The organism is Parapedobacter sp. (genome assembly GCF_053550995.1).
This window is the reverse complement of sequence record NZ_JBMQOC010000044.1, coordinates 1-21240: the sequence shown is the minus strand read 5'-3', so window position 1 is coordinate 21240 and position 21240 is coordinate 1. Positions and strand designations below refer to the sequence as shown.

The 21240-nt window shown below is 50.1% G+C and carries 16 protein-coding genes; 1 reads left to right on the top strand and 15 read right to left on the bottom strand.

Going from position 1 to position 21240, the window contains the following annotated elements; genetic code table 11:
• Positions 1-565 (top strand): glutamate ligase domain-containing protein (locus ACO1NT_RS06720; protein ID WP_449047683.1); only part of this gene is annotated, 565 nt, incomplete at its 5' end.
• Between the two features lie 7 nt (positions 566-572).
• Here the strand turns inward: ACO1NT_RS06720 and ACO1NT_RS06715 are convergent.
• The 15 genes from ACO1NT_RS06715 to ACO1NT_RS06645 form a co-directional block, all read right to left on the bottom strand.
• A complete protein-coding gene (locus ACO1NT_RS06715; RefSeq protein WP_449047681.1) occupies positions 573-1589 on the bottom strand; it encodes an asparaginase in 1017 nt (338 codons plus the stop codon).
• A 33-nt stretch (positions 1590-1622) separates the two neighbouring features.
• Positions 1623-2390 carry a TatD family hydrolase gene (locus ACO1NT_RS06710; RefSeq protein WP_449047687.1) on the bottom strand — a complete coding sequence of 256 codons (768 nt, stop codon included), beginning with the start codon at positions 2388-2390 and terminating at the stop codon, positions 1623-1625.
• 110 nt (positions 2391-2500) lie between these two features.
• On the bottom strand, positions 2501-3469 hold the full coding sequence (locus ACO1NT_RS06705; RefSeq protein WP_449047679.1) for an FKBP-type peptidyl-prolyl cis-trans isomerase: 969 nt from the start codon (positions 3467-3469) through the stop codon (positions 2501-2503).
• Between the two features lie 17 nt (positions 3470-3486).
• A complete protein-coding gene (locus ACO1NT_RS06700) occupies positions 3487-4497 on the bottom strand; it encodes a DHH family phosphoesterase (protein WP_449047678.1) in 1011 nt (336 codons plus the stop codon).
• Positions 4498-4575: 78 nt separating this feature from the next.
• A complete protein-coding gene (locus tag ACO1NT_RS06695; protein ID WP_449047677.1) occupies positions 4576-5415 on the bottom strand; it encodes an alpha/beta fold hydrolase in 840 nt (279 codons plus the stop codon).
• A gap of 79 nt (positions 5416-5494) precedes the next feature.
• The gene (locus ACO1NT_RS06690) at positions 5495-6286 is read right to left on the bottom strand and encodes a 3-keto-disaccharide hydrolase (protein WP_449047676.1); all 792 of its coding nucleotides are present in this window, start codon (positions 6284-6286) and stop codon (positions 5495-5497) included.
• 2 nt (positions 6287-6288) lie between these two features.
• On the bottom strand, positions 6289-7437 hold the full coding sequence (locus ACO1NT_RS06685) for a Gfo/Idh/MocA family protein (RefSeq protein ID WP_449047674.1): 1149 nt from the start codon (positions 7435-7437) through the stop codon (positions 6289-6291).
• A 206-nt stretch (positions 7438-7643) separates the two neighbouring features.
• Positions 7644-8882, bottom strand: coding sequence for an MFS transporter (locus ACO1NT_RS06680; RefSeq protein WP_449047672.1), 1239 nt, complete (start codon positions 8880-8882; stop codon positions 7644-7646).
• 117 nt (positions 8883-8999) lie between these two features.
• Entirely contained in the window at positions 9000-9857 is an 858-nt protein-coding gene (locus ACO1NT_RS06675; RefSeq protein WP_449047671.1) for a sugar phosphate isomerase/epimerase family protein, read from the bottom strand.
• A 34-nt stretch (positions 9858-9891) separates the two neighbouring features.
• A complete protein-coding gene (locus ACO1NT_RS06670) occupies positions 9892-10938 on the bottom strand; it encodes a ThuA domain-containing protein (RefSeq protein WP_449047669.1) in 1047 nt (348 codons plus the stop codon).
• A gap of 184 nt (positions 10939-11122) precedes the next feature.
• Positions 11123-12166 carry a sugar phosphate isomerase/epimerase family protein gene (locus tag ACO1NT_RS06665; RefSeq protein WP_449047668.1) on the bottom strand — a complete coding sequence of 348 codons (1044 nt, stop codon included), beginning with the start codon at positions 12164-12166 and terminating at the stop codon, positions 11123-11125.
• 154 nt (positions 12167-12320) lie between these two features.
• The gene (locus ACO1NT_RS06660; protein WP_449047667.1) at positions 12321-13538 is read right to left on the bottom strand and encodes a hypothetical protein; all 1218 of its coding nucleotides are present in this window, start codon (positions 13536-13538) and stop codon (positions 12321-12323) included.
• A gap of 78 nt (positions 13539-13616) precedes the next feature.
• Positions 13617-14699, bottom strand: coding sequence for an aldose 1-epimerase family protein (locus tag ACO1NT_RS06655; protein WP_449047685.1), 1083 nt, complete (start codon positions 14697-14699; stop codon positions 13617-13619).
• A gap of 2 nt (positions 14700-14701) precedes the next feature.
• The gene (locus ACO1NT_RS06650) at positions 14702-17392 is read right to left on the bottom strand and encodes a c-type cytochrome (protein ID WP_449047666.1); all 2691 of its coding nucleotides are present in this window, start codon (positions 17390-17392) and stop codon (positions 14702-14704) included.
• Between the two features lie 300 nt (positions 17393-17692).
• Positions 17693-20923 (bottom strand): PVC-type heme-binding CxxCH protein, encoded by a 3231-nt coding sequence (locus ACO1NT_RS06645; RefSeq protein WP_449047665.1) that lies wholly within the window; start codon positions 20921-20923, stop codon positions 17693-17695.
• Positions 20924-21240 lie beyond the last annotated feature (317 nt).

Genomic DNA, 21240 nt, shown 5'->3' with positions numbered 1-21240 from the left:
GGAAACCGGGAGCTATGCATTGGATTTACGGGGGAATTATCAGGCCAAGAACCTGCCAGCGGTATTGTGTGCGGTGGCCGAATTAAAACAGCAGGGTTTTGATGTTGCCCATACAGATATGAAATATGCATTGGCCCATGTACAGCGGCTTACCGGACTAATGGGGCGCTGGCAAACGGTGGCGACCCGTCCGTCAATCGTTTGCGATACCGGTCATAATGTAGATGGCTGGCGTGAGGTTTTGGCTAATATTGCGGTTACCCCATACGAAACACTCCACATGGTTATTGGGATGATGCGCGATAAGGAACCGGGCCATATCCTTCCGATGCTACCTAAGGGTGCCCATTATTATTTTTGCCAAGTAGCCATGCCAAGGGCGCTTCCTGCTGAAGAGCTTCACCTTGCTGCTGCCGACCATGGGTTGGGCGGCGATGCATTTACCACTGTCGCGGAAGCCCTTGCCGCAGCGAAGCGATCGGCAACGGCGACTGACTTGATATTTATCGGGGGGAGCACGTTTATCGTGGCTGATGCACTAATAGCGGAAGGTTTTCGTGCATGACTGCGGTTTATACAGTCATTTCGCCGCGGAGGTTCTGCTCTGCCCAATAAGCGACGTCGGCCTGCTCTTCGAATTCACCTTGTAAGTACATGAGTTTGGTCACTGCGGCCTCGAATGTCATGTCATATCCGCTGATTACACCCATTTCTTTTAAATACTTACTGGTTTCATAACGTCCGAGCTCCACACTCCCCACCTTGCATTGCGAAATGTTGAGGATGTTTTTCCCATTCCGGATAGCCCTGTCGATGAGGTCAAGAAACCAGGGGTTGGTTGTGGTGTTACCCGACCCGAATGTTTCCATGATGACTGACCGGGCTGGCGATTCCAGCACGGCACGTACGACTTCCGGGCTGATACCGGGGTACAGCTTAAGTACCGATACCGCGTTGTCTAACGCCGTATGCAGGAAGAATTCCTTGCCGCTGTTGTCCAATAGCGCATCCCGGTTGTATTTGAGGTGTACGCCTGCTTCTACCAGCACGGGGTAATTCGGGGAGCGGAACGCCTCGAATTTCGCAGAGTTGTATTTGAATGATCGATTGCCGCGGAAGAGCTTGTTATCAAAGAAAATGCATACTTCATGGATGAGTGATTTATCTCTTTTCTTTGCCGAGGCCAGTTCCAACGCGGTGATCAGATTTTCCCTTGCATCTGTACGGATTTCACCGATGGGCAATTGAGACCCCGAAAGGATGACCGGTTTTTGCAACCCTTCCAGCATGAAACTGAGGGCCGATGCGGAAAATGCCATCGTGTCTGAACCATGGAGGATAACGAAGCCATCGTACTCGGTATAGTTTTCCTTAATGATATTCGCCATTTCTACCCATATGGCAGGCTGCATATTGGATGAGTCTATGATGGGAGCGAACGAGTGCACGGTGAGGTTGTAATTTAGCCGTGCCAGCTCGGGGATGTTTTTGGCAATCAAGTCGAAGTCGAAAGGCATAAAGGTGCCGTTTCGTTCATCTTTGACCATTCCGATGGTGCCGCCCGTATAGATTACGAAAACATTGTTCATTGAGTAAGTGTTAAAGTACCCCTTACGGCAAGCTTAAATAGCGAATACCCGTTTGGCGTTTTTCGTGGTTATTGCCGCAATCGTATCGACCGACATGCCGTGCAAATCTGCCACTTTCTGTGCAATATAAGGCAAGTAACTACTTTCATTCTTTTTTCCGCGATGCGGTACTGGCGCTAGGTATGGTGCATCGGTTTCCAACACGATATGCTGGAGGTCGAGTTGCGATACCACCGTGTCGAGGCCAGCATTTTTATAAGTCAGCACCCCGCCTATACCAAGGTGCAAACCCAATCCAACGGCCCGTTGGGCCTGCGCTATAGTCCCCGTAAAACAATGCAGTACACCTGTTAGTCGCCCGTCCTGGACTTCCTCCAGCAGTTCGAAGAGCTCATCGAAAGCGTTGCGGCAATGGATGGAAACGGGTAGCCCTGCATCTTTCGCCCATCCAGTTTGAATACGGAAGGCATCTTGCTGCAGCGGTAATGTTGTTTTGTCCCAGTGTAGGTCGACACCTATTTCACCGATGCCATAAATCTTATTGGTGGAAATAGCTTGTTCAATCAGGTTCAACTGTTGTTGATAATCTGCCTTAACGTCGCAGGGATGTAGTCCCATCATTGCAAAACAGTTGTCGGGATATGCAGCGACCGTTCCCAGCACCTTGGCGATGGAGTCGCTGTCTACATTGGGAAGCAAACAATACTTCACTCCGCTGTCGAAGCACCGTTGCATCTGGGACGCTAGTTCGGGGGTTCCGTAGCTGTAATACAGGTGGGTATGCGTATCCGTGAATTCCATAGCCATCGTGGGATTTGCTGCAAACTTAGCTAACTCGCCTTTCAAAATCAAGCCGTGGTAGGCTGTAAAACAAAAACGCCCTCCGTACGGGGGGCGTCCTTGTATGGTGCTTATTTTTCGGTGCTGTCCTGTGTTGTGGAGTCTGGCGCCACGGGTTTGATGACATCGATCAGCTCGATATCAAACACCAATGGCGCAAATGGTGGAATCACGCCACGGCCGTCACCGTTTTCGCCATAGCCCAATTTGGAGGGGATGATGAGCTTTGCTTTGCTTCCTTTGGGAAGCAACAACAGCCCTTCGTCCCAACCGGGGATAACCTGGCGCACGCCAATAGCGAATTTAACCGGCTCATAGGGGTTCATCGGATTTAGTTTGCCATTTTTTTCGGCTACTTCTTTCACGGAAGTATCGAACACATCTCCGGTAGCGACGAGCGCACCGGTATAGTGCACTTGCACGGTATCGCCGGCAACGGGTTTTTCGCCTGTACCTTCCTCTACAATAATATATTGCAGACCTGAGGCTGTTTTCAACGGCTCCAGCTTGTTTTCTTTGATGTAGCTGGCAATTTTTCCCTCTTCGGATGCTTTCAGTTTTTCGATTTCCGCATCGAAATAGGTGTTCACTTCGGCATATAATGCACTGTCGGTCAAATCACCTTTCTTGAAGTGTTTATTTACCTTGATATTGAATATGATATACTTGTCTGCAATTTCTGGTTTCGGCCGCATTGTTTTGGCAGCCATCGTATCGAGGTCGAGCTTAAATACAGCACTGTCGCCTTCGCCCAACATCCGGAACATGGAATTGTAATCGCCGGGATAGAGACCCTGTATTGAATCGGGTGCGATGTTCACGATCTGTGGGAGTCCGATTTTGTATGTGCTTTGCAGAAGGGAATCCCTATCTGAAGTGACGGTGAGATGTACGGAAAGTAAATCGCCCGCTTGTGCTTTGGGCTGGCCGTTATCCTTTACGATTTTGTATTGCAGGCCGCCTTCTCCTTTCTGAAACTGCTGGCAGGCGCTACCGAATATCGCTATGGCGAGCCCCAAACTAAAAATTGATTTCTTCATGTTTTTTATGAGATTAATTATTGTATTAAACGTGTTTTGTATTCCGGTAATAACGCTTTGAATTTTTGAACGACATCCGGGAGTGGTTCATTTGAGTTTCCCCCTGCGGCATTGCGATGCCCGCCACCGTTAAAATGTTTTTTACATACTTCATTGCAGGGAAAGTCCCCGACAGACCGCAACGAGAGCTTAACCTGGTCGGTACGGTCGACGATCAATGCGGCAAGCTTCATGCCACTAATCGATAGGGCATAGTTTACCAGCCCCTCGGTGTCGCCTGTGGTAATGTTGAACTGATGGAGGTCTTGCCGCGATATACTAAACAATGCTGTTCGGTATTCGTGCAGTACTTCGAGGCGATTCAGTAAACAGAAGCCCAAGAATTTCAATCGGCTCTCGGTATAGCTGTTGTACACATGCTCATGTATTTCCCAGTTTTTGGCACCTAGGGTTATCAGGTCGGCTGCGATGAGGTGTATCGATGGGGTAGTGGTCTGGAACCTGAAAGATCCGGTATCGGTCATGATTCCAGTGTAAAGGCAGGTAGCAATTTCGGGTGTGATGGCACCATGGTCGCCCATGACGTCAACGATAAAATCATACACCAGTTGGGCGGTGGCCGCGGCGTTGCTGTCCCAATGCCGGTAATCATCGAAACCCTCGGGGTCGAGATGATGGTCAATCATGATTTTCACCCCCTTAGCGTTGCTCACGCTAGCGGCCATGGCGTGTATGCGGGGAAGTCCGTTGAAGTCTAAACAGTATATGATATCGGCCGCTGCAATGCGTATGTCACTATCCGTTTTGTTTGCCGTGTATATAATAACATCTTGCCGACCTGGCATCCAGTCTAGGAATGTCGGGAAATCCGAGGGCACGATAAGATGGACCGTGTGACCTTTGGCTTTCAACCAATGGTATACAGCCAGCGACGAACCCAACGCGTCGCCATCGGGTTTGTGGTGTGTGGTGATAACAATCTGCTTCGGTTTGGCCAGTTCCTCCCTAAGCGTTTCCGGTGTAAACATTCAACTGTTAAAAGGTTGCAAACCTACTACAAAAAATCCGATTACGGAATTTTTGGGTATGAAAATGTTGTTTTAAATTTATTGATCGGACCATTGGAAAAAGGCCACCAAGTCGCTATTTAGCCGGTCGGCGTGGGTGATGTTCAGCCCATGTGGGGCATCGTCGTAAACCACGAGCTTACTGTTTGGGATTAATGACACCGCTTGCTCTGCTGAGGTAGCAATGGGCACCGTTTCATCCGCCTTTCCGTGGATGATGAGTGTCGGTACGCTTACTTGTTTGCATTCCGTACGGAAATCGGTATCCATCCATGCTTTAGCGGCGCCTATGGTGGCGTGTGGGGCGGCATGCGATGAAATGCTGAAGTCGTATGTCAGCTGTTGCGCGCTCACGGGGTTGCCATCGGCTTTATAGTTGTAGAAAGCGGGGTGGAAATTGGACAGGAAATTCAGGCGATCGGTTTCCAAAGCGTTCAGTATGTCTGTGAGGCCCGTTTCGGGTACGCCGGCAGGATTGTCGGCCTTTTGTTTAACCAACGGGATAATCGACGCTACGAGTGCTATTTTATGTGTTTTTTCAGTGCCGTATCGTGTGAGGTATCGGATCACTTCACCGCCGCCCATCGAGAAGCCAACCAAGTTGACCTGTTGTAGGTCCAGTTGTACAATCAGGGCATGCAGGTCGCTTGCCAGCGCATCGTAATCGTATCCTTCCCACGGGGCATCCGATTGGCCGAACCCTCGCCTGTCGTATGCAATCACCCGGTAACCGGCGGCTACGAGCGCGGTAATTTGCTTTTCCCACGCCTTGTGGCTTAGCGGCCAACCGTGGATAAGAATGATTGGCTGTCCGCTTCCGTAATCCACGTAATGGATGTTTATGGTCTGGATTGCTGTCTTGTGTTGGATAACTGGCATAATATAATCGTTTTTCTGTTAACAAAGACGGGACACATTGGTTTTCATGGGTCCCGTCTCTGTCACTAAAGCAACCGGTTTAATCGAGGTTTTTCAATCGGATATTCCGGTATTCGATTTTCATTGGCGGCCCAACATGCACCTGGAAGCCGAGCGCCCCTTCAAATTTCCTGTTGGCCACATCGTCATCCACGACTTTACTCATTAGTGTGCCGTTGATGTAATGTTCCAGTTGATTGCCTTTAGCGACAATCCGTATTTCGTTCCAATCGTTTTGCTTGATCACCATTCGTAACGAGTCTCGTTCGCCCAGTGATTCCACCTCCTCTCCGGCTGTCCATATATTCCCTTTGGCATAGTCGCTGATGGGACCGGATACTTCGGGTAGCCTAACGTATTGTCCTGGGAACGCTAGGATGGTACGGCCCCGCTCTTCGTAATTTTGTCCGGTATATGTGTTTGCCGCATCAATATCGGCTTGGTACCCTTTTAAAGCAAAAAGAGGTTCGGTGAGTTCCTCGCTTCGGTAATTAATACCACTGTTACCGTTGCCGGTCATCCGATATTCGGCAATCAATTCGAAATCTGCCGGCAGCCCACCGTCCCAAATGATGAAAGAGTTGTTGGTGAGTTCTTCACCGGCTACGATTTCGCCCACCAGGGCACCACCTTCGGCCCGCCAAAGGCTGGTATCGCCGCGCCAACCCGTCAAGCTCGAGCCGTCAAACAATTCCATGTAGTCCGTCGAGTCGGAAACACCTTCGGCATGTTGTTGTGATTTCCCCGAATTGCAAGACGAACTAACCAATACAGATAATGAGACCGAACCGATGACAAGGAGGGAGCGGTGCAATTGATGTAAGTTTAACATGATTATAGCGCTATGTTTGTATTTTTCCAAGCTTTGGCGTTTGCCGACTCAATTACTGCATCACATACTTTCTGTGTTTCATATGCATTTTTAAAATCGGGTTGGCATGGTTCATTCGTTTCCAAGCTTTTGAGAAAATCCGCTGCTTGGTGAATAAAACTGTGCTCATAACCAATTCCCAAGCCAGGGACCCACCATTTATCCATGTAGGGATGGTCACCATTGGTCACATGGATAGAGCTCCAGCCTTTTACGTCAGAATCGCAACTGTTATCGAAGTATTCCAGCCGGTTTAGGTCGTGCAGATCCCATCTTATCGAGGCATTTTCGCCATTGATTTCAAAGGTGTATAATGCCTTGTGGCCCCGGGCGTAGCGGGTAGATTCGAAGAGGCCCAAAGAACCATTCGAAAACCGGCAATGGAAGATACAAGCATCATCGATCCCCACATCCTGCAATTTACCGGTATCGAGATGCACCCGCTGTTTCACGAACGTTTCGGTCATTGCCGATACTTCCGTGATGCCTCCGTTGAGCCACATGGCGGTATCGATACAGTGCGCCAAAAGGTCACCAGTGACGCCCGATCCGGCCACATCTACATCCATGCGCCACGCTGCATCACCTCCTTGTGGCAAATCGGCATTGATGGTCCAATCTTGCAGGAAGTTGGCCCGATAATGGAATATCTTTCCCAACTTACCTGATTCGATAATTTTCTTTGCCAGCGTGACGGCTGGTAGCCGGCGGTAGTTGTACCATACAGTATTAGCAACTCCTGCTTTGGCAACGGCATCGAGCATCGCTTTGGATTCGTCCAAGGTTCTTGCCAGCGGTTTCTCGGTCAGCACCATTTTTCCAGCTTCCGCAGCTGCGATAGCAATTTCCGCATGTAGGTGGTTTGGAGTGCAGATATCAACGGCATCGATATCGTCTCGGGCAATCAATTTACGCCAATCGGTTTCATACGAAGCGTATCCCCACTGTTCAGCAAAAGCCTTTACCTTTTCTTCGCGTCGAGAACATACGGCCTGTAGTACCGGTTGGTACTGGAGGTCAGGGAAAAAGTTCTGTATGCGATTGTACCCGTTGGAATGTGTGCGGCCCATAAAACCGCACCCTATCAATCCTATTCTCAATTGTTTTTTCATCTGTCTAAATTTTTCTTCAATTGCGATGACACTGTCATGGTTTAATCATTCCCTTGGATGATTTTTGAAACCATGACGGTTTCATATCCATATTACTGATTTATTAGTCAATACCGTTATCCTGCCGATAAATAACCGACATGCCTATTTGTTGTTATATTCCATTAAGTGGGGCAGCTAAAAAGCCAGTCCCGAAGATGCTCAACTTATGCCGTGGCTGGGGTTCCTTCTTCAGATTTTGGCTTCACATTCTTCTGCCAAAAGAAGAAGATAAGGAACAAGACGATGAGAATGGCCGGGAATGTAAGCATTTTGACCATTGCATCCTGCCCCGTAGCAAGTTCAAGTGCATTATCGGTCAATCCGGCGGCGGCATTTTTGGCGCGTGCACTATCAATCCAACTTCCAATAACCGGTTGGAAGATAGCCGAAGAAAACATCCCAGCGCCACCGACGATCGACATCCCCAAAGCCCCGCTTTTAGGTACGCGTTGTGCGGTTGCACCAACCATCACCGGCCAAAAATAGCAGATACCAATGGCAAAAATAACCGTCGCGACATACGCCATCGGTCCTGTCACAACACTAAACATATAAATGCCGATGGCTGTCAAAATCGAACCACCCAACAATACGCCCGTTTGGCCCAACGCCCGTACCACGGGGCCGGCGAAAAACCTCCCCACAGCCATCAACCCGCTGGTTAGTGCCAATATCAACATGGGCTCCGCACCGCTAGCTGCCATGATTACACTTACCCACTGATTGGGGCCGAATTCTGAAATCGCGGTAAGGAACATGCAGAAGAAAATGAACAGGAACGTTGGCGTAAACATGGCACGGACGTTTTGTCCCAGTGATGCTGCTTCTTCCACTTGGGGTTTCGGAAACGCCTTACCGAAGAACAAGAACGCATAGATCACCGTCGGAACCATGGTAATCCACATTTGGAGTTCCCAACCTAGATTTAAGCTGGTCATGAATTGTGAAATCAATGAACCTAATACGATGCCGCCGGGAAACCACATGTGGAACCGGTTGAGCATCTTATCCATTTTCACGCCCGAGTACATGTCGGCGATCATGGGGTTACAGGCAGCTTCGGTACATCCATTTCCGAAGCCGATGAATAAAGTAGAAAGCAGAAGCGTGGTGTAACCACCCGCATAGATGGTCATGATAATACCGATGGTGTGCGCAATGAAAGCTACTCGCATGATGTTTTTAGGGCCGAACGTGTGGTAAAACAGTCCGCCCAATATCATCGAAATTGGAAATCCGAAGAAAAACATGGAGTTGATAAATCCGAGTTGCGTATCGGTGAGGTTAAACTGTTCACCAAGCTGGGGCAAAATCCCCGCTCTAATGGAAAATGTAAAAGCTGTGGTAATCAGCGCGAAACAAGAACCATTGAATAGCGCACTTCTGTTAATGTTTTCGTTCATCTTTTTTAATGTTTTAACTGGTTAATCCTGATTGTTTTTTCTAATACCGATTCGAGATACAAATGAAGCGTTGAAAATACGATGTTTATCGTCAGTTTCTAAATTTTGTTTATAAAATTAAAAACCGGTCATAAAATGGTTACGCAGAAATGCAATCCCTTTGATGGCGATATCTTCCCGGGAGGGTTCGAAATCACGCCAAATGGAAGCAGCTTTAGCAACCACTTTAACCGCTGGTGTAAACGATTCGATGACCAAGCTCCCCCGGTAATTGACTTCCTTCAATGCTTCGCGTATGCTATCCCAATCGATATGGTCCCCACCGGGTGCGCCCCGGTCGCAACCACATGCATGGACATGCAATAGGCGATGCCCCGCTTTCCGGATGGCAGCGGCCGAATCTTTCTCTTCGATATTCATATGGTAGGTATCTAACAGGATACCGATAGCTTGATGGCCAACTTCGTCGACAAGTGCTACGGCCTGATCGGCGGTATTGATAAAGTCGGTTTCATAACGGTTCAGTGGCTCCAAAGCTAACTTAACCCCTAAGTCGCCAGCCCGATCCGCTAGGTGTTGTAGGTGCGACACCACGACATCCCATTGCCTACGGTATTCGTCGCGGGGTGTTTGTTCGGCTCGTCCCACTGTGGAATACATTGGGCCAACCATAACTGGGCACTCGATTTCTGCCATCAGTTCCATCGTTTGGGTAATGTATTCAATAGCTGCCTGCTGTTCCGCTGGTGTGCCGCGCAGATCGCGTCCCGGTCCCATAGCAGCACAGATTGATGAACAGCTGAGGCCGTGTTGATCGAGCGCTTGTTTGACGATACCAGCGTCTATGTGCGAGGTGTCTTCCAAGGCGATTTCAACGGCATCGCAGCCCCAAGCTTTGAATTGCTCGAAGATCTCCACCTGTTCGCTGGTAAATGGCGAGGTGAGCAGAAATGTATTGACTCCTATTTTTAACATATTTTTGTTTTTAGCAAATCCACTTACACAAGTATTAGTCTTTTTTTATCCTGAAATCTGCCGGGAACTGTCCACGCTTGAAATCGTCAAACCCGAACATGGTCGGGGTGTAGGTTGAAACGAATGATACGTCGGCCTGTTGGGGAATAGCCGTTTCCAAACCGGTAGCCCAGAAGCAGGCGTTGACTAATAGTCGTCGGAGGCCGGCACTTTGGAGGTCTACTGAAGCACCCATGGTCGTCGTGAAGGCCTTTCCTTGGTCTCCACCGGGTAGCTGGTATGTCCGTGTCCAAGCGATAGGTAGCATCTCCTTTTCGGTATTGATCGGCGCATCGGCCGTCATTCCACTGGTCGACTGTCCATAAAGCAATATGGTTGCGTCGTTGAGCGCTCCCACGGTGTACACGTCCGTAGGGCCCCAGATGTCATCGACACCCGTCAACACAGGATGCGTGGCATTGGCTTCGTTGATTACTGCGCGGGTACCTTCATTTCCGTGATCACCGTGGTGGCTTACCCATGTTTCGCCAAGGACTACTTTGCCGAAGCCCATTTCCCATCCCGGCACGCTGCTTTGGAAGTCGTATTTAGCGTATTGATCTTCTTTGTTCTTAGCGTAGTGAAAAGCATGGGTAGCAGTCCGGAGACCGATTACCGGTTTGCCCGCCATGAGGTAGTCATCGATATAACGCATCTGCTCGGGCGGAAGCTCACGGAATCGGGTGAAGACGACCATTAAATCGGCAGTTTCCAGCGCTTGGAGCCCAGGTATGTTGGACTGTTGGTTGGGGTCGATTTCCCCGCTCTCCGGGTTGAGGGAAAACAGGACGGTACAAGTAAATCCCGATCGTTTAGCCAGGATCTGCGCCAGCATGGGCAGGGCCTCCTCAGAGCGGTACTCCTCATCACCACTTATCAGTACGATATGTTTACCTTCTCCCGGCCCATCACCCCCCTCATAGGTGACCCATTGGTCCGACTGTTGGGGTTGTTGTTCCGTATCCGATGCCGTACTATTACCTGTGCAGCATGTGGCACTGAACCATAAGGCCACTAGTAGAAAAAACGGTTTATTTTTCATCTGTCTAAATTTTTCTTCCATGGCGATGAAGCTGTCATGGTTTAATCATTCCCCTGTGAGATTTGAAAACCATGACGGTTTCATTTATGCATCCACTATTTACTTCTCAAGGCATCGATGAATTCGCCACGTTAAGTTTCCAGCTGTCAGATATCGTCCTTGACGAATCGATTTTCAATTATTGTTAAGTGTTGTCCGCTCGCCATCCGTGTGCGTTGCGCACGCTCACCAGCGCGGCCAATATGTCATTCCATGTCTCCTGTTTATTAAGCACAGCGTTAGGAAACATGCAACCGTCCCAGCAGATATGATTGAATTTTTTGGTAAGCTGTCCTTGTTCATCACGCAACCAGTGACCGGCATCCACGGCGATGTCCAGCTTGCCGTTCGGGTCATTGGGTAGGCAGTGGCGGCCTGTCTTATCATGCGAACCCGATCCGAATACCGTGCCATCGTTTTGCGCTACATGGAAGTCGATGGTCCAGGGGCGCAATGCGCGGGTAAGCGTTTTGAGCCCTTCAGTGAGGGTTGCGCGGTCGCTCCACTCGAAATCGGCCGGAAGAATCCGGTCTTCGGGCTTGTTATAGCCCAATAGGTACAAAAACGTGTGGGACATATCGGCTTGGAAGCCGATATTCGGTCGGTCTACTGCTTCCAGTGTATCCAGCATGGCGCGCCAGCTATGCATCCCGCCCCAGCATATTTCACCCTCCGCAGCGAGCTGTTCACCGTAATCCGCTGCCACATCGCACGCGGCCCGGAATGTTTCCGCGATGAGTTTCGTGTTGCCTACCGGGTCCTCGGCCCATGCCGCCGGCGAACACGACGAGTCGATGCGTATCACGCCAAAAGGACGGACGCCCAACTCACGCAGTTGTTGCCCGAACTGGCAAGCTTTCCGGACCATTTCCACAAATGTTTTGCGGCTTTCTTCACTGCCGATGGCCGATCCGGCCCAAATGGGGGCAACGAGCGAACCGATATTCAAGCCATGGCCCGCTACTTTATCTGCCAGGCGTTTCACCTCGTCGCTGCCGCCATTGATATCCACGTGTGGCTCCAACAGCCCGATATCGACGCCGTCGAATTTCACCCCCTCGACATCTGCTGCCGCAGTAAAGGCGAGGAGGTCGTCAAAAGGGATAACAGGTTCTGAATCGGGCCCCTTGCCCACGATACCCGGCCAAGTTGCGTTGTGTAATTTCGGAAAATTATTCGTTGCATCCATATCTTTACTATTAATGAAAGGTAAACTTAGATAAATTTCTTTTGTATACCATACAATCGCGTTGCATATAAAAGGAAGTTATTGATTTCTCCGCTCCCATAACATAAATAAATACGCGGGCAGGAATCAATAAAACCATGCGGTGAATATACGGTTACGATATCACTAAGTCGGGATTTTCCGGTCCGAAGTGCTTTAACATCACGATAGGATCGGTCTTCGACAAGTTTGTGATTTTGACGCCCGCCTGTGCTGCAGATTCGCTCACGAAGTATTCATCGTAGGTGAGTTGGCCATAGCGGATAAGCGCAGGGGTCTCAATGTCCCATACACCCATTTTACCATGACCTTGCATCATGATCATGCCATAGGCGGCCGCGTCGTGGATGGTTACGGTTGCCCCGGGCAATACCGTCAATTCCTTGGCACTGAATGCTTCCGATTTGTAGCAGATCCATTTTTCGGAGTACCCGGCGGCATTCATTTCCGCTTCGCTACGAACGGGAAGCGGTGGCATAAACCGGTTCTGCATCGTGTTGGGGTCGAGGTTGAGGTCCCAATCGAGAACGTCGATTAGCTCATCAAAGTCGCCCATGCGATCTTCGGGCGTGCATTTCCACAGCAGCTCTTCGGGGATGATAGCTTCGTTGACCAGCGATTGATACATAGCGAACACGTCTGATGCTTTCTGCGGTTCGTAGGTGCATAAGCTACCGGGTGCGTGCAGCAAGCCGGGAGGAACGTCCCATCCTGTTCCCGGTTCTAGACGATAGGCCTGCGAGAAATTGGTTATTTTATTGTCGCCCTTTGTAAAGTTTTCCAGGCACTCCCGTATTTGCGCTTTGGTTGTGCCGGGAGCCAATCCAATGAACGTATAAGGGTAATCGCCGCCATGGTTATTCAACTGCGGGGGAAAGTAATAAGCTTCGGGTTTTCCCTTTTGACCGACGAGTGCAGCTTTTTCGTCGTTATGGTGGACGTGGTGGGGCAGGGGCCCCATGTTGTCAAAAAATTTGGAATACATCGGCCAACTGCCGTGTTCGTCCCAAATTCGAGATCCGATCAATTCGCCTTTTAGTTCGTTTACGGCATCGCGGAGAAGGAATTGTACCGTTTTTCCATTTTCTTCGTAAACCACTTGGCTTAGCCCTTCGTTTTCGCCCGTAAGTGGTCCGTTTTCTGCCGGTGTAGTGGATGATAGCCAGCGTTCATCTATACCACCGCGGACTCCACCTAGCACATAATAATCATCGGGGTGGAGCTTGATTCGCCGTCCCGGCACACAGAAAGAGCGCGGTACCCAAGTGGGGGCCAGCCTCAGTATTCCGGAACCGGAATTAAATGCGTCGCGAATTAACTGTTTCGTGTTCATAATATATTTTTGTTTTTTCGTTTTTTTTGTTCTGTCTTATTATGCTACATGTACCGGAGAAGCCACCGTTTTATTTGCTTATAGCTTCTTACTATCTGTGCCTGTTTGCTTTAAAAACTGCGCAATGTCGTCCGCATTTTTGTGGATACGTATCGTCACACCATAGTGGCGCCGTTCGTCGGGTTGCAGTACAATCAATGATCCATCCTCTTTGGCCCTCGATTGCCCAATGGGCGGGTGGGTACCGGGTTCTATGCCTACGACGTATTCCCCGGGGCCCCAGTGCTGCCAATTGGTCATCCACGGAAGCTGTGATTTTTCAAATTCGACGGCCAATGCGATTCCCAGGCGACGGTTATGTATCCCGCATTTGCATATGCCATCCCTATCTGCGGCGATATCGATAAATGCCGCTTCCTCTCCACTGCCCACATGGTCTTCCAAGGGCGGTTTCCCTTTTTTAAAAGAAAATCCTTCCTTGAAGATTTTCGCCTTGTCATTTCCTTCGCGCGACGTCCACTTCCCCTGCCAGCAGATATCCGCTTCTTCATCTATTAGGGGCCAGCCGAGGTTCATGTGATAAAGTAACATATGTGGTGCTGGTACGTTTCCGGTGTTGACGACTTCATCATCGATACGGATAATGGCCTCGCCTAGTCGGCTTGAGATGGTTCGGCGCATGGTGAGCTGGACACCCAAGGGTTGCGACTGCTTTACCATGCCGGTAATCCGCATATCTAACTGTCCGCTGGCGGGGTCGGGTTGGACGATAGATTCGATGGTGGCGGGAAGGCCGCTATATTGGCCGTGAAGCCCACGTTCGCCGGTAGCGTCAGACTCCGGCCCTCCGATGTGGTCGAGGCCGCAGGTGGTCAGCAATCCACCGCCGAATGCATGTAGCCATTCGATGCCGTGATAGGGTCGGAGGGTGGGTGCAGTGATACCCACATGGCTTATCCACGCTAAGCCGTGTGCATTATATTGCGCATCCGCTATGTCCAAGCCGCGATCTATAACCACCTTATATCGGAGCCCCGATCCCGTATTTATCCAGGCAATACGGGTACCTTTTCCTGCGCCGTTATCAAGCACAGCGGTTTCGATACCACCCACCTGCAGCGGATTGGAGACCTTATTTTTCCAGTCGGGCAGCCGGTTCATCTTCACTTTTTATAAATCGCATTTTCTTCATTGCCGCCGGCCATCAGATAGGCCAGGAGATCTTTCAATTCCTCGGGGTTCAATACGTTCAACGAACCCGGGGGCATGATAGAGATTTTAGATTCTTTTATTTCCGCTACGTCATTCTTTGGTATTTCCCTCAATTCCTGGGGCGCATATGGGTTTTGGGATACGGAATAGGTTTCCTCTCCCTCATTGATCAACCGGCCCATGACGGATGAACCGTCTTTCAGTACAAACACTTTGCTGCCGTATTGGTCGGAAATCGCGTCGCCGGGCTCAATGATAGCCGTCAGCATATCCCGCACGGAGAATCGTGTACCCAATTGGGTAAGGTCCGGCCCGACGGCACCGCCTTCATTCTGCATGGTATGGCAGGAGGCACATCTTACCGCCGCGAAGAGCGACTTACCACGTTCGAAGTCACGCGTTCCTTCATTCTCTTCGACTGTTTTCAGCGCATCATCGATTTTCCAGTTCTTGCCCGGTCCTTTCGGCGGTTCGATGTCTTCGAACAAGTCTTTCCCGGATTCTGTCAACAGCGAATCGCCGGAAATGGTATTATAATGCTCGAATTGATCAGCGGGCACTTTTTCCAGTGCTGCTTTCCTTGCTGCATCGACGAAGCCTACATAACTATGACCGCCTTTGTAACCAAATGCATTGTAATACCAGTTGAAATACCGTTCATACAGTGCAGGGGTCCATCCAGCGGTAGCTTTGCTTAGTGCAGTGGCAAAATAGATCTGCTGGGCTGGGGGTGTCTTGGCTAATGTACTGGCAATCGTCATTCCATAATCGGGATTGCGCAGGATGAGGTCTGAAGAACTTGTCAGGGTGGGCTCGGTTGTGGTTGAGTCGTCTTCTCCGTTTTCGAGGAGTGTGAGCGTCCGCTCCGTCGCATAGGGCGCTCCGATATGGATCAGTACTTTGCTCAATTCCCGGTTTAAGGCGTTGTCGTTTGCTGGATAGTGATCTGAAAAATAGCCGAAGAGCCGATTGGTGATTTCGGGTTTCACATTTCCCATCCGGTATAGGGAAACTTCAATGGTACGCAACAGGGCAATCTTACTTTCTTTTGAAATCCGGCCAAAATCAATGGTCATTAATTTACGGAGCATAATTGGCTGGAGTATGGGGTCACCCATTTTGGCCATGGCCAACAGGGCGTGGGTTACGGTGCGGATATTCCGTTCGCGGAAAGCTTTTTTACCCCATGTGGCAACAGGTTGATGCATTAACGCCATCGTGGCCGCATAACGTATATGGCGGTCGTTGTGGTCGAGATATGGCCATACTTCGTTGACGACGTTTGTATCTGGAGCCGACTCGAAATAGCTTTCGATTTTCCTGCGGATGGCCATTTCCTCGGTGATGTCATCCTCCTTCGCCGGTTTTACCTTGATCTTTTCATGGTTTTTATAAGAAACGCGATAAAGGTCCGATTCCAACCGCCGTCCGCCGGTAAGGAAATACAGCGAACCATCCGGCCCGATTTCGCCATCGGTTAGCGGCAATGGTACGCCCGAGAGGAACTCCTCAGCAGATACCCTATACGAGGCGCCTTGTTGTTCTAAATTTACCGTGTAGATAATACCAAAGCTCCAATCAAATGCAAACAAGCTATTTCGGTATTTCGCAGGGAATTTTGCTTTTCCACCGTATAGAAGATTGGTCGGAGAACCTTGGCCGATATTGAGCAGGGACGGCAATGCGTCGGGGTAGTAGGTAGGCCATTTGCTATTCCCTGTGCGCCATCCGAATTCGGCTCCTTTGGTAACATGCAGCAGGCGCGTAGGACGATACCAGGGCATGCCAAAATCCCATTCCATATCCGAATCGTAGGCAAATAGTTCGCCGTCGTTGTTGAACGTGATGTCGAAGGTGTTGCGGAAGCCGCCGGCAATCAATTGCCATTCTTTTCCTAACGAATCTGTCTTCACAATGAAACCACCCGGCGCCATTCGGTCATTGGCATGGCCACGTGGATCTTTTATTAATTGAAAGATATTGTCTTCTTTCCAGTTTGATGGTAACAAGTAGCTATCCATTTCGGGTACATCCGTATGATTACCCAATACCAGGTAAAGCGATTCGCCATCTGGTGCAAGAATGATGCTATGGGGTCCGTGTTCGCCTTCACCATGGAATAACTTCAATTGTGTGATTTCGTCAAACTGATCGTCATTATCAGTATCTTTCAGTCGATAGAGGCCACTGCTTTTTTCCATCTTACCATGGCCGTTGTGGTTTACCAACACGTACAGGCTATTGAATGCCCAAAGCAGTCCTTGGGCATATCCCATTCCTATTTTGGTTTGGGTACTGTCGTTTTCCCATTGATCTTGGGGGAAAACAAGCTGCTGCGGTTCGCTGGTCAGTGTGTCGGAGCCGATTTCCGGCATTTCCAGGCGGTAAAGTGCCCCATACTGATCGGAAGTGATCATCCGTCCTTTGTCATCGAATGTCATAGACACCCAAGACCCTTTTTTGTTTTCCGACGGGCTGTAGAGGTGTTCAACCACAAAATCCGTGGCTACCGTGATTTTTTCTACCTTAGGTTTCTTTGTTACGGGATCTTTGTCGGTGTCTTCTGGTTGGCATGCCGTTACCATTAATAACGAAATGCATACGGCGATGAAGCCGGTTTTTTTTCTGATGAATGTTTGCATATATCTGTTTAGCATGAAAAATACGTGTAACAAATACCTTGAAGGTGCCTGTTAGCCATCAATCTGTCACGTTTGCTCGATTGATTTATTGTCCAAATGTGAAAGACCCGATACCCACGACGAGTGGATGTCGCTGTTGGTTTTTGTCGGTGATTGGCTTTTGTGTGATCGGCAACGCCCTTTTAGTACTGTACTTGATATTGAGTAACATAAAATAATAGCTAACTGGTGTCCACAATGCTACTACGTTTGCCGTAAAATTTCATCCTGCACTGTCCTGATATACGTGTTCAAGCGCCGTTATTTCAATGGGTGTTCCCTGAGCAGTTCTTCCGGTGAATAGAATCCTTTTTTATCGGCGATGGCCGCACGGATGGCTTTCACCTGGTCAGCATCGACGGGTGTTCCCTTGTTGCCGAACGAGTTTTTAACGTAGGTAAGTACGGCTGCCACTTCTTCATCGTTCAGCAGGCCACCGAAGGGAGTCATCGGCACCTGGCCCGGGTATTTCTTGCCCAGTACTTCGATAGGTCCATGCAATCCATTCAAGGTCAGCTTGATCAGGCGGTCATCGTCACCCAATACCCATCGGGAACCAGCAAGTGGTGGGAATCCGGAATTGGGTAATCCCTTACCGTCTGCCTGATGGCAGGTAATGCAAAAGCCTTCGCGTTGGAAAATCAGTTGGCCTTGCTTGAAGCGTGCTAGCTCAGCTCCTTTCAAATCGGTGTTGACGGCAGCGGCTGCCTCGGTTTCAGCCGGAGTGGTGGCATTTCCCAACCGGGTTGCGACCGTGTGGTAGGCATCGGCCATCCAACTGTCAATAGGGTGTTTGGCAGCTTCTTCCACGATGGGAGTTGCTTTGTCTTTATCCAGCCAGGACGCGGCGACGATGGCTTCCAAGCGTACACGCCCGTGTTGGTCGGCGGCGGCTTCTTGCAATAGCTGTGCTTGGTCTTTTACTTGGTGGCCTGTGTAGCGAAGTACCCTTACAGCCGCGGCGCGTACGCGATAATCGTTGGCATGTAATAGCTTGCGCAGCAGCGGCTGGTCGACACGGTTGAGCCCCCAGCTTACCCAAAGGCCTTCCAGCAGGTGGTGTTCATATCGAGGGTCGTTTTTATCGAGCCCCTCCAACCAGGGGCCAAGTTGCTCCAATACCTGATCGGCATCACGGCCACGGAGTTCACGACGTGTGCGATAGCGGGTCCGGTATTCGGGTAGTTTCAGGTTGTCCAGGAGTGCGGCGATATCGGCTCCAGCGATGGTAGCGGGCTTGACCAATGGTCGCGACGGGTAGGTGATACGATATATGCGGCCATGGGTATGGTCGCGCAGCGGATCACGTTGATTATGTTGCATATGGCCTATCAGTACATTGTGCCAATCAACGACATATAGTGAGCCATCGGGCGCGAATTCCATGTCAACAGGCCGGAAGTTCGGATCGTCCGATCGCATCAAGTCTTGCCGGTGGTAGCTGCGGTAGCCTGTTCCGTCCTCTACCACGGCATGCTGTTTTGTACCTAGGAAACCAATGGTGTTGTTGATGAGCATATCACCTTGTACTTCATCGGGGAAATGGCGGCTGGATATAAATTCGAGCCCCGATGTGGGGCGCACACGGTGGGCATCTTCAATCAGGTTCCTGGCTTTTGGGTTCGCTTTGCCATAGATCGGTTTCAGCGATCCGGGCATCATCCATGTCACATCGGGGCCCGAGGTTTCCGCGTAGAAGTTTTGACCCCAATCATCGAAGGTGATGCCCCATGGGTTTGGGATGGAAAGTTGGGCAGTGTATTCCAACTTATGCCGGGCAGGGTTATAGCGGAAAAAACCACCATTGGTAGCGCGAACCGGCCCATAGGGCGTTTCGATATCGCTCAATAGGAATACCCCTTGTCCCATGTATATAGCGCCTGAAGGGTCACTGGTGTAGGCATGGTGAGCATGGTGGGTATCGTGGTCGTCGAAGCCGCTCAGCAGGACTTCCTTTTTATCTGCCTTATCGTCGCCGTCGGTGTCCACGAGAAGTACCAAGTTCGTCCCTTGCGAAACGTAGACGCCTTCCGGGGCCAATTCGAATCCCATGGGCAAGTGTAGGTTGTCGGCAAAGATGATCTGTTTGTCTGCTTTCCCATCGTTGTCGGTATCCTCCAGTATCAATAGCTTGTCCGTCGGTTTTGGGTCGCCCGGTTTCCAGTGGGGATAAGAGGGCATGGTGGCTACCCATAGTCGTCCCCGGTTGTCGAATGTAAGCTGTACGGGTTTCTGTAGGTCGGGGAATTCCTGCTCCGATGCGAACAGGTCGATTTCATAACCCGGTGCCATGTGGAATTTAGCCAATGCTTCTTCTCCGTAGAGGTATCTTGGGAGGGGCGAATCCGTGTTACGCGGCAGGTAATTGGTTTCGACTTTGGGCAGTACGGTGGTGGTCGCATCGGCGCTGTCTAGGTCCATCCGAATTCCCTGTGTCGCTTTCCAGATAGCTTGGTCGCGGATGTCCGTCATCTCACGTATTTTGGCGAACTCGGCTGGATAATTGTCAGGGCCGAACGGGTCGTAACGGCGCCCGAACGCCTGCACCCCGTTGGGGTGTTTGAAATCTTGGAACCAAAGCCAATTTTTTTCCATTACGGCGTCGTGAACCAGCTGGCGATGGGTATCATCCATTCCCTCCACGCGGCCGAAAACGGCATCAACCAGTCGTGCCGAAAATTCACGGTATCCCGCATCGTTGAGTTGGAAACCGTCGATGGTCATCGGATTGTCGCTTCGGTTGTACAATTTGCTGATTGGGTGGTACATGTCCACGAAAAGTACGCCATTTTCACGGGTTACCTCCGCCATGGCTTCGGTATACATGGCCAGGCGTTTGTTTTCCTTCTCGCCATCGGGCAGGTCGTAATCATCAGAACGATCTTCAAAGGCGATAGGTGATACGATGGCCAGTCGTGGCGGCGTGGAACCATTGTAATGCTGTTGCAGGGTATATTTAATAAATGCGTCGAGTTCCTTCCGGTATTGTTGCAACCCTTCTTCGCCACGGAAAGACTCCGTATATCCGAAAAACGCAATGATGATGTCGGCTTGGTGCCGGACCAGCCATTCATCGGGCGTTTCCCAGTGCCCCTGCGTATTGGGGTCATTCAGCAGGTCGGTGTCGGATTGAAGCGTGTCGGCGCCCGGGAATGCCCAAGGGGAGGGGCGGCCCGAATGGGGGCGGAAGCCCGGCGTGTTCCCACCGTCGCACATGTTTCGGATGTACAGCAGGCTGTCGGGATACCGGAGGTACATCTCGGTTTCAAAATAGCCATAGTTCATCATCCGTGCCCCGAGGTTGTTGCCCACGAGGATGATATGGTCTCCATGCTGGAGCGTTAATGGCTTTTGTGCGGGGGCACTGCATTGGAAAGCACAGCTGGCCGTAACCAGCATACCTACGAAAGCCAACGGCCTTAAAAGACCGCTCACACGGCGTTTAATATTTACTGATTTAATACGTGTACCGACGTTTGCATCAACTTGCATGTTAATTCTTAAGCGTTATAATTGGGCCGGATAACCTCATGCGGCCACTAATTGGAGAATGCAATGGTACTTTATTTGCTACAAAAAATCATCCTGCACTGTCCTGATTAACATGCGAGCGGCATCTCGCCGGCGCCCCATGAATTAAACCCATCAGATGTCGTTATAGAAACGTTGATTTGCAAACGGTAATGGCGGCGACAATTGGTTGATTGAGAGAGGAAAAGTGGGTGTTTCGAAGTACTTCCGAAACACCCTTTTTTAGCTATTGTTAATAAGCGTACTTGTCTATCTTATCGATTTGGTTATTGTCTTTG

Excerpts from the sequence above, each read along its gene's own strand:
- ACO1NT_RS06660 (WP_449047667.1), bottom strand. The coding sequence starts at position 13,538 with ATGAACACGAAACAGTTAATTCGCGACGCATTTAATTCCGGTTCCGGA.
- ACO1NT_RS06705 (WP_449047679.1), bottom strand. The coding sequence starts at position 3,469 with ATGAAGAAATCAATTTTTAGTTTGGGGCTCGCCATAGCGATATTCGGT.
- ACO1NT_RS06675 (WP_449047671.1), bottom strand. The coding sequence starts at position 9,857 with ATGTTAAAAATAGGAGTCAATACATTTCTGCTCACCTCGCCATTTACC.
- ACO1NT_RS06645 (WP_449047665.1), bottom strand. The coding sequence starts at position 20,923 with ATGCAAGTTGATGCAAACGTCGGTACACGTATTAAATCAGTAAATATT.
- ACO1NT_RS06655 (WP_449047685.1), bottom strand. The coding sequence starts at position 14,699 with ATGAACCGGCTGCCCGACTGGAAAAATAAGGTCTCCAATCCGCTGCAG.
- ACO1NT_RS06710 (WP_449047687.1), bottom strand. The coding sequence starts at position 2,390 with ATGGAATTCACGGATACGCATACCCACCTGTATTACAGCTACGGAACC.
- ACO1NT_RS06695 (WP_449047677.1), bottom strand. The coding sequence starts at position 5,415 with ATGCCAGTTATCCAACACAAGACAGCAATCCAGACCATAAACATCCAT.
- ACO1NT_RS06690 (WP_449047676.1), bottom strand. The coding sequence starts at position 6,286 with ATGTTAAACTTACATCAATTGCACCGCTCCCTCCTTGTCATCGGTTCG.
- ACO1NT_RS06650 (WP_449047666.1), bottom strand. The coding sequence starts at position 17,392 with ATGCAAACATTCATCAGAAAAAAAACCGGCTTCATCGCCGTATGCATT.
- ACO1NT_RS06665 (WP_449047668.1), bottom strand. The coding sequence starts at position 12,166 with ATGGATGCAACGAATAATTTTCCGAAATTACACAACGCAACTTGGCCG.
- ACO1NT_RS06700 (WP_449047678.1), bottom strand. The coding sequence starts at position 4,497 with ATGTTTACACCGGAAACGCTTAGGGAGGAACTGGCCAAACCGAAGCAG.
- ACO1NT_RS06715 (WP_449047681.1), bottom strand. The coding sequence starts at position 1,589 with ATGAACAATGTTTTCGTAATCTATACGGGCGGCACCATCGGAATGGTC.
- ACO1NT_RS06670 (WP_449047669.1), bottom strand. The coding sequence starts at position 10,938 with ATGAAAAATAAACCGTTTTTTCTACTAGTGGCCTTATGGTTCAGTGCC.
- ACO1NT_RS06680 (WP_449047672.1), bottom strand. The coding sequence starts at position 8,882 with ATGAACGAAAACATTAACAGAAGTGCGCTATTCAATGGTTCTTGTTTC.
- ACO1NT_RS06685 (WP_449047674.1), bottom strand. The coding sequence starts at position 7,437 with ATGAAAAAACAATTGAGAATAGGATTGATAGGGTGCGGTTTTATGGGC.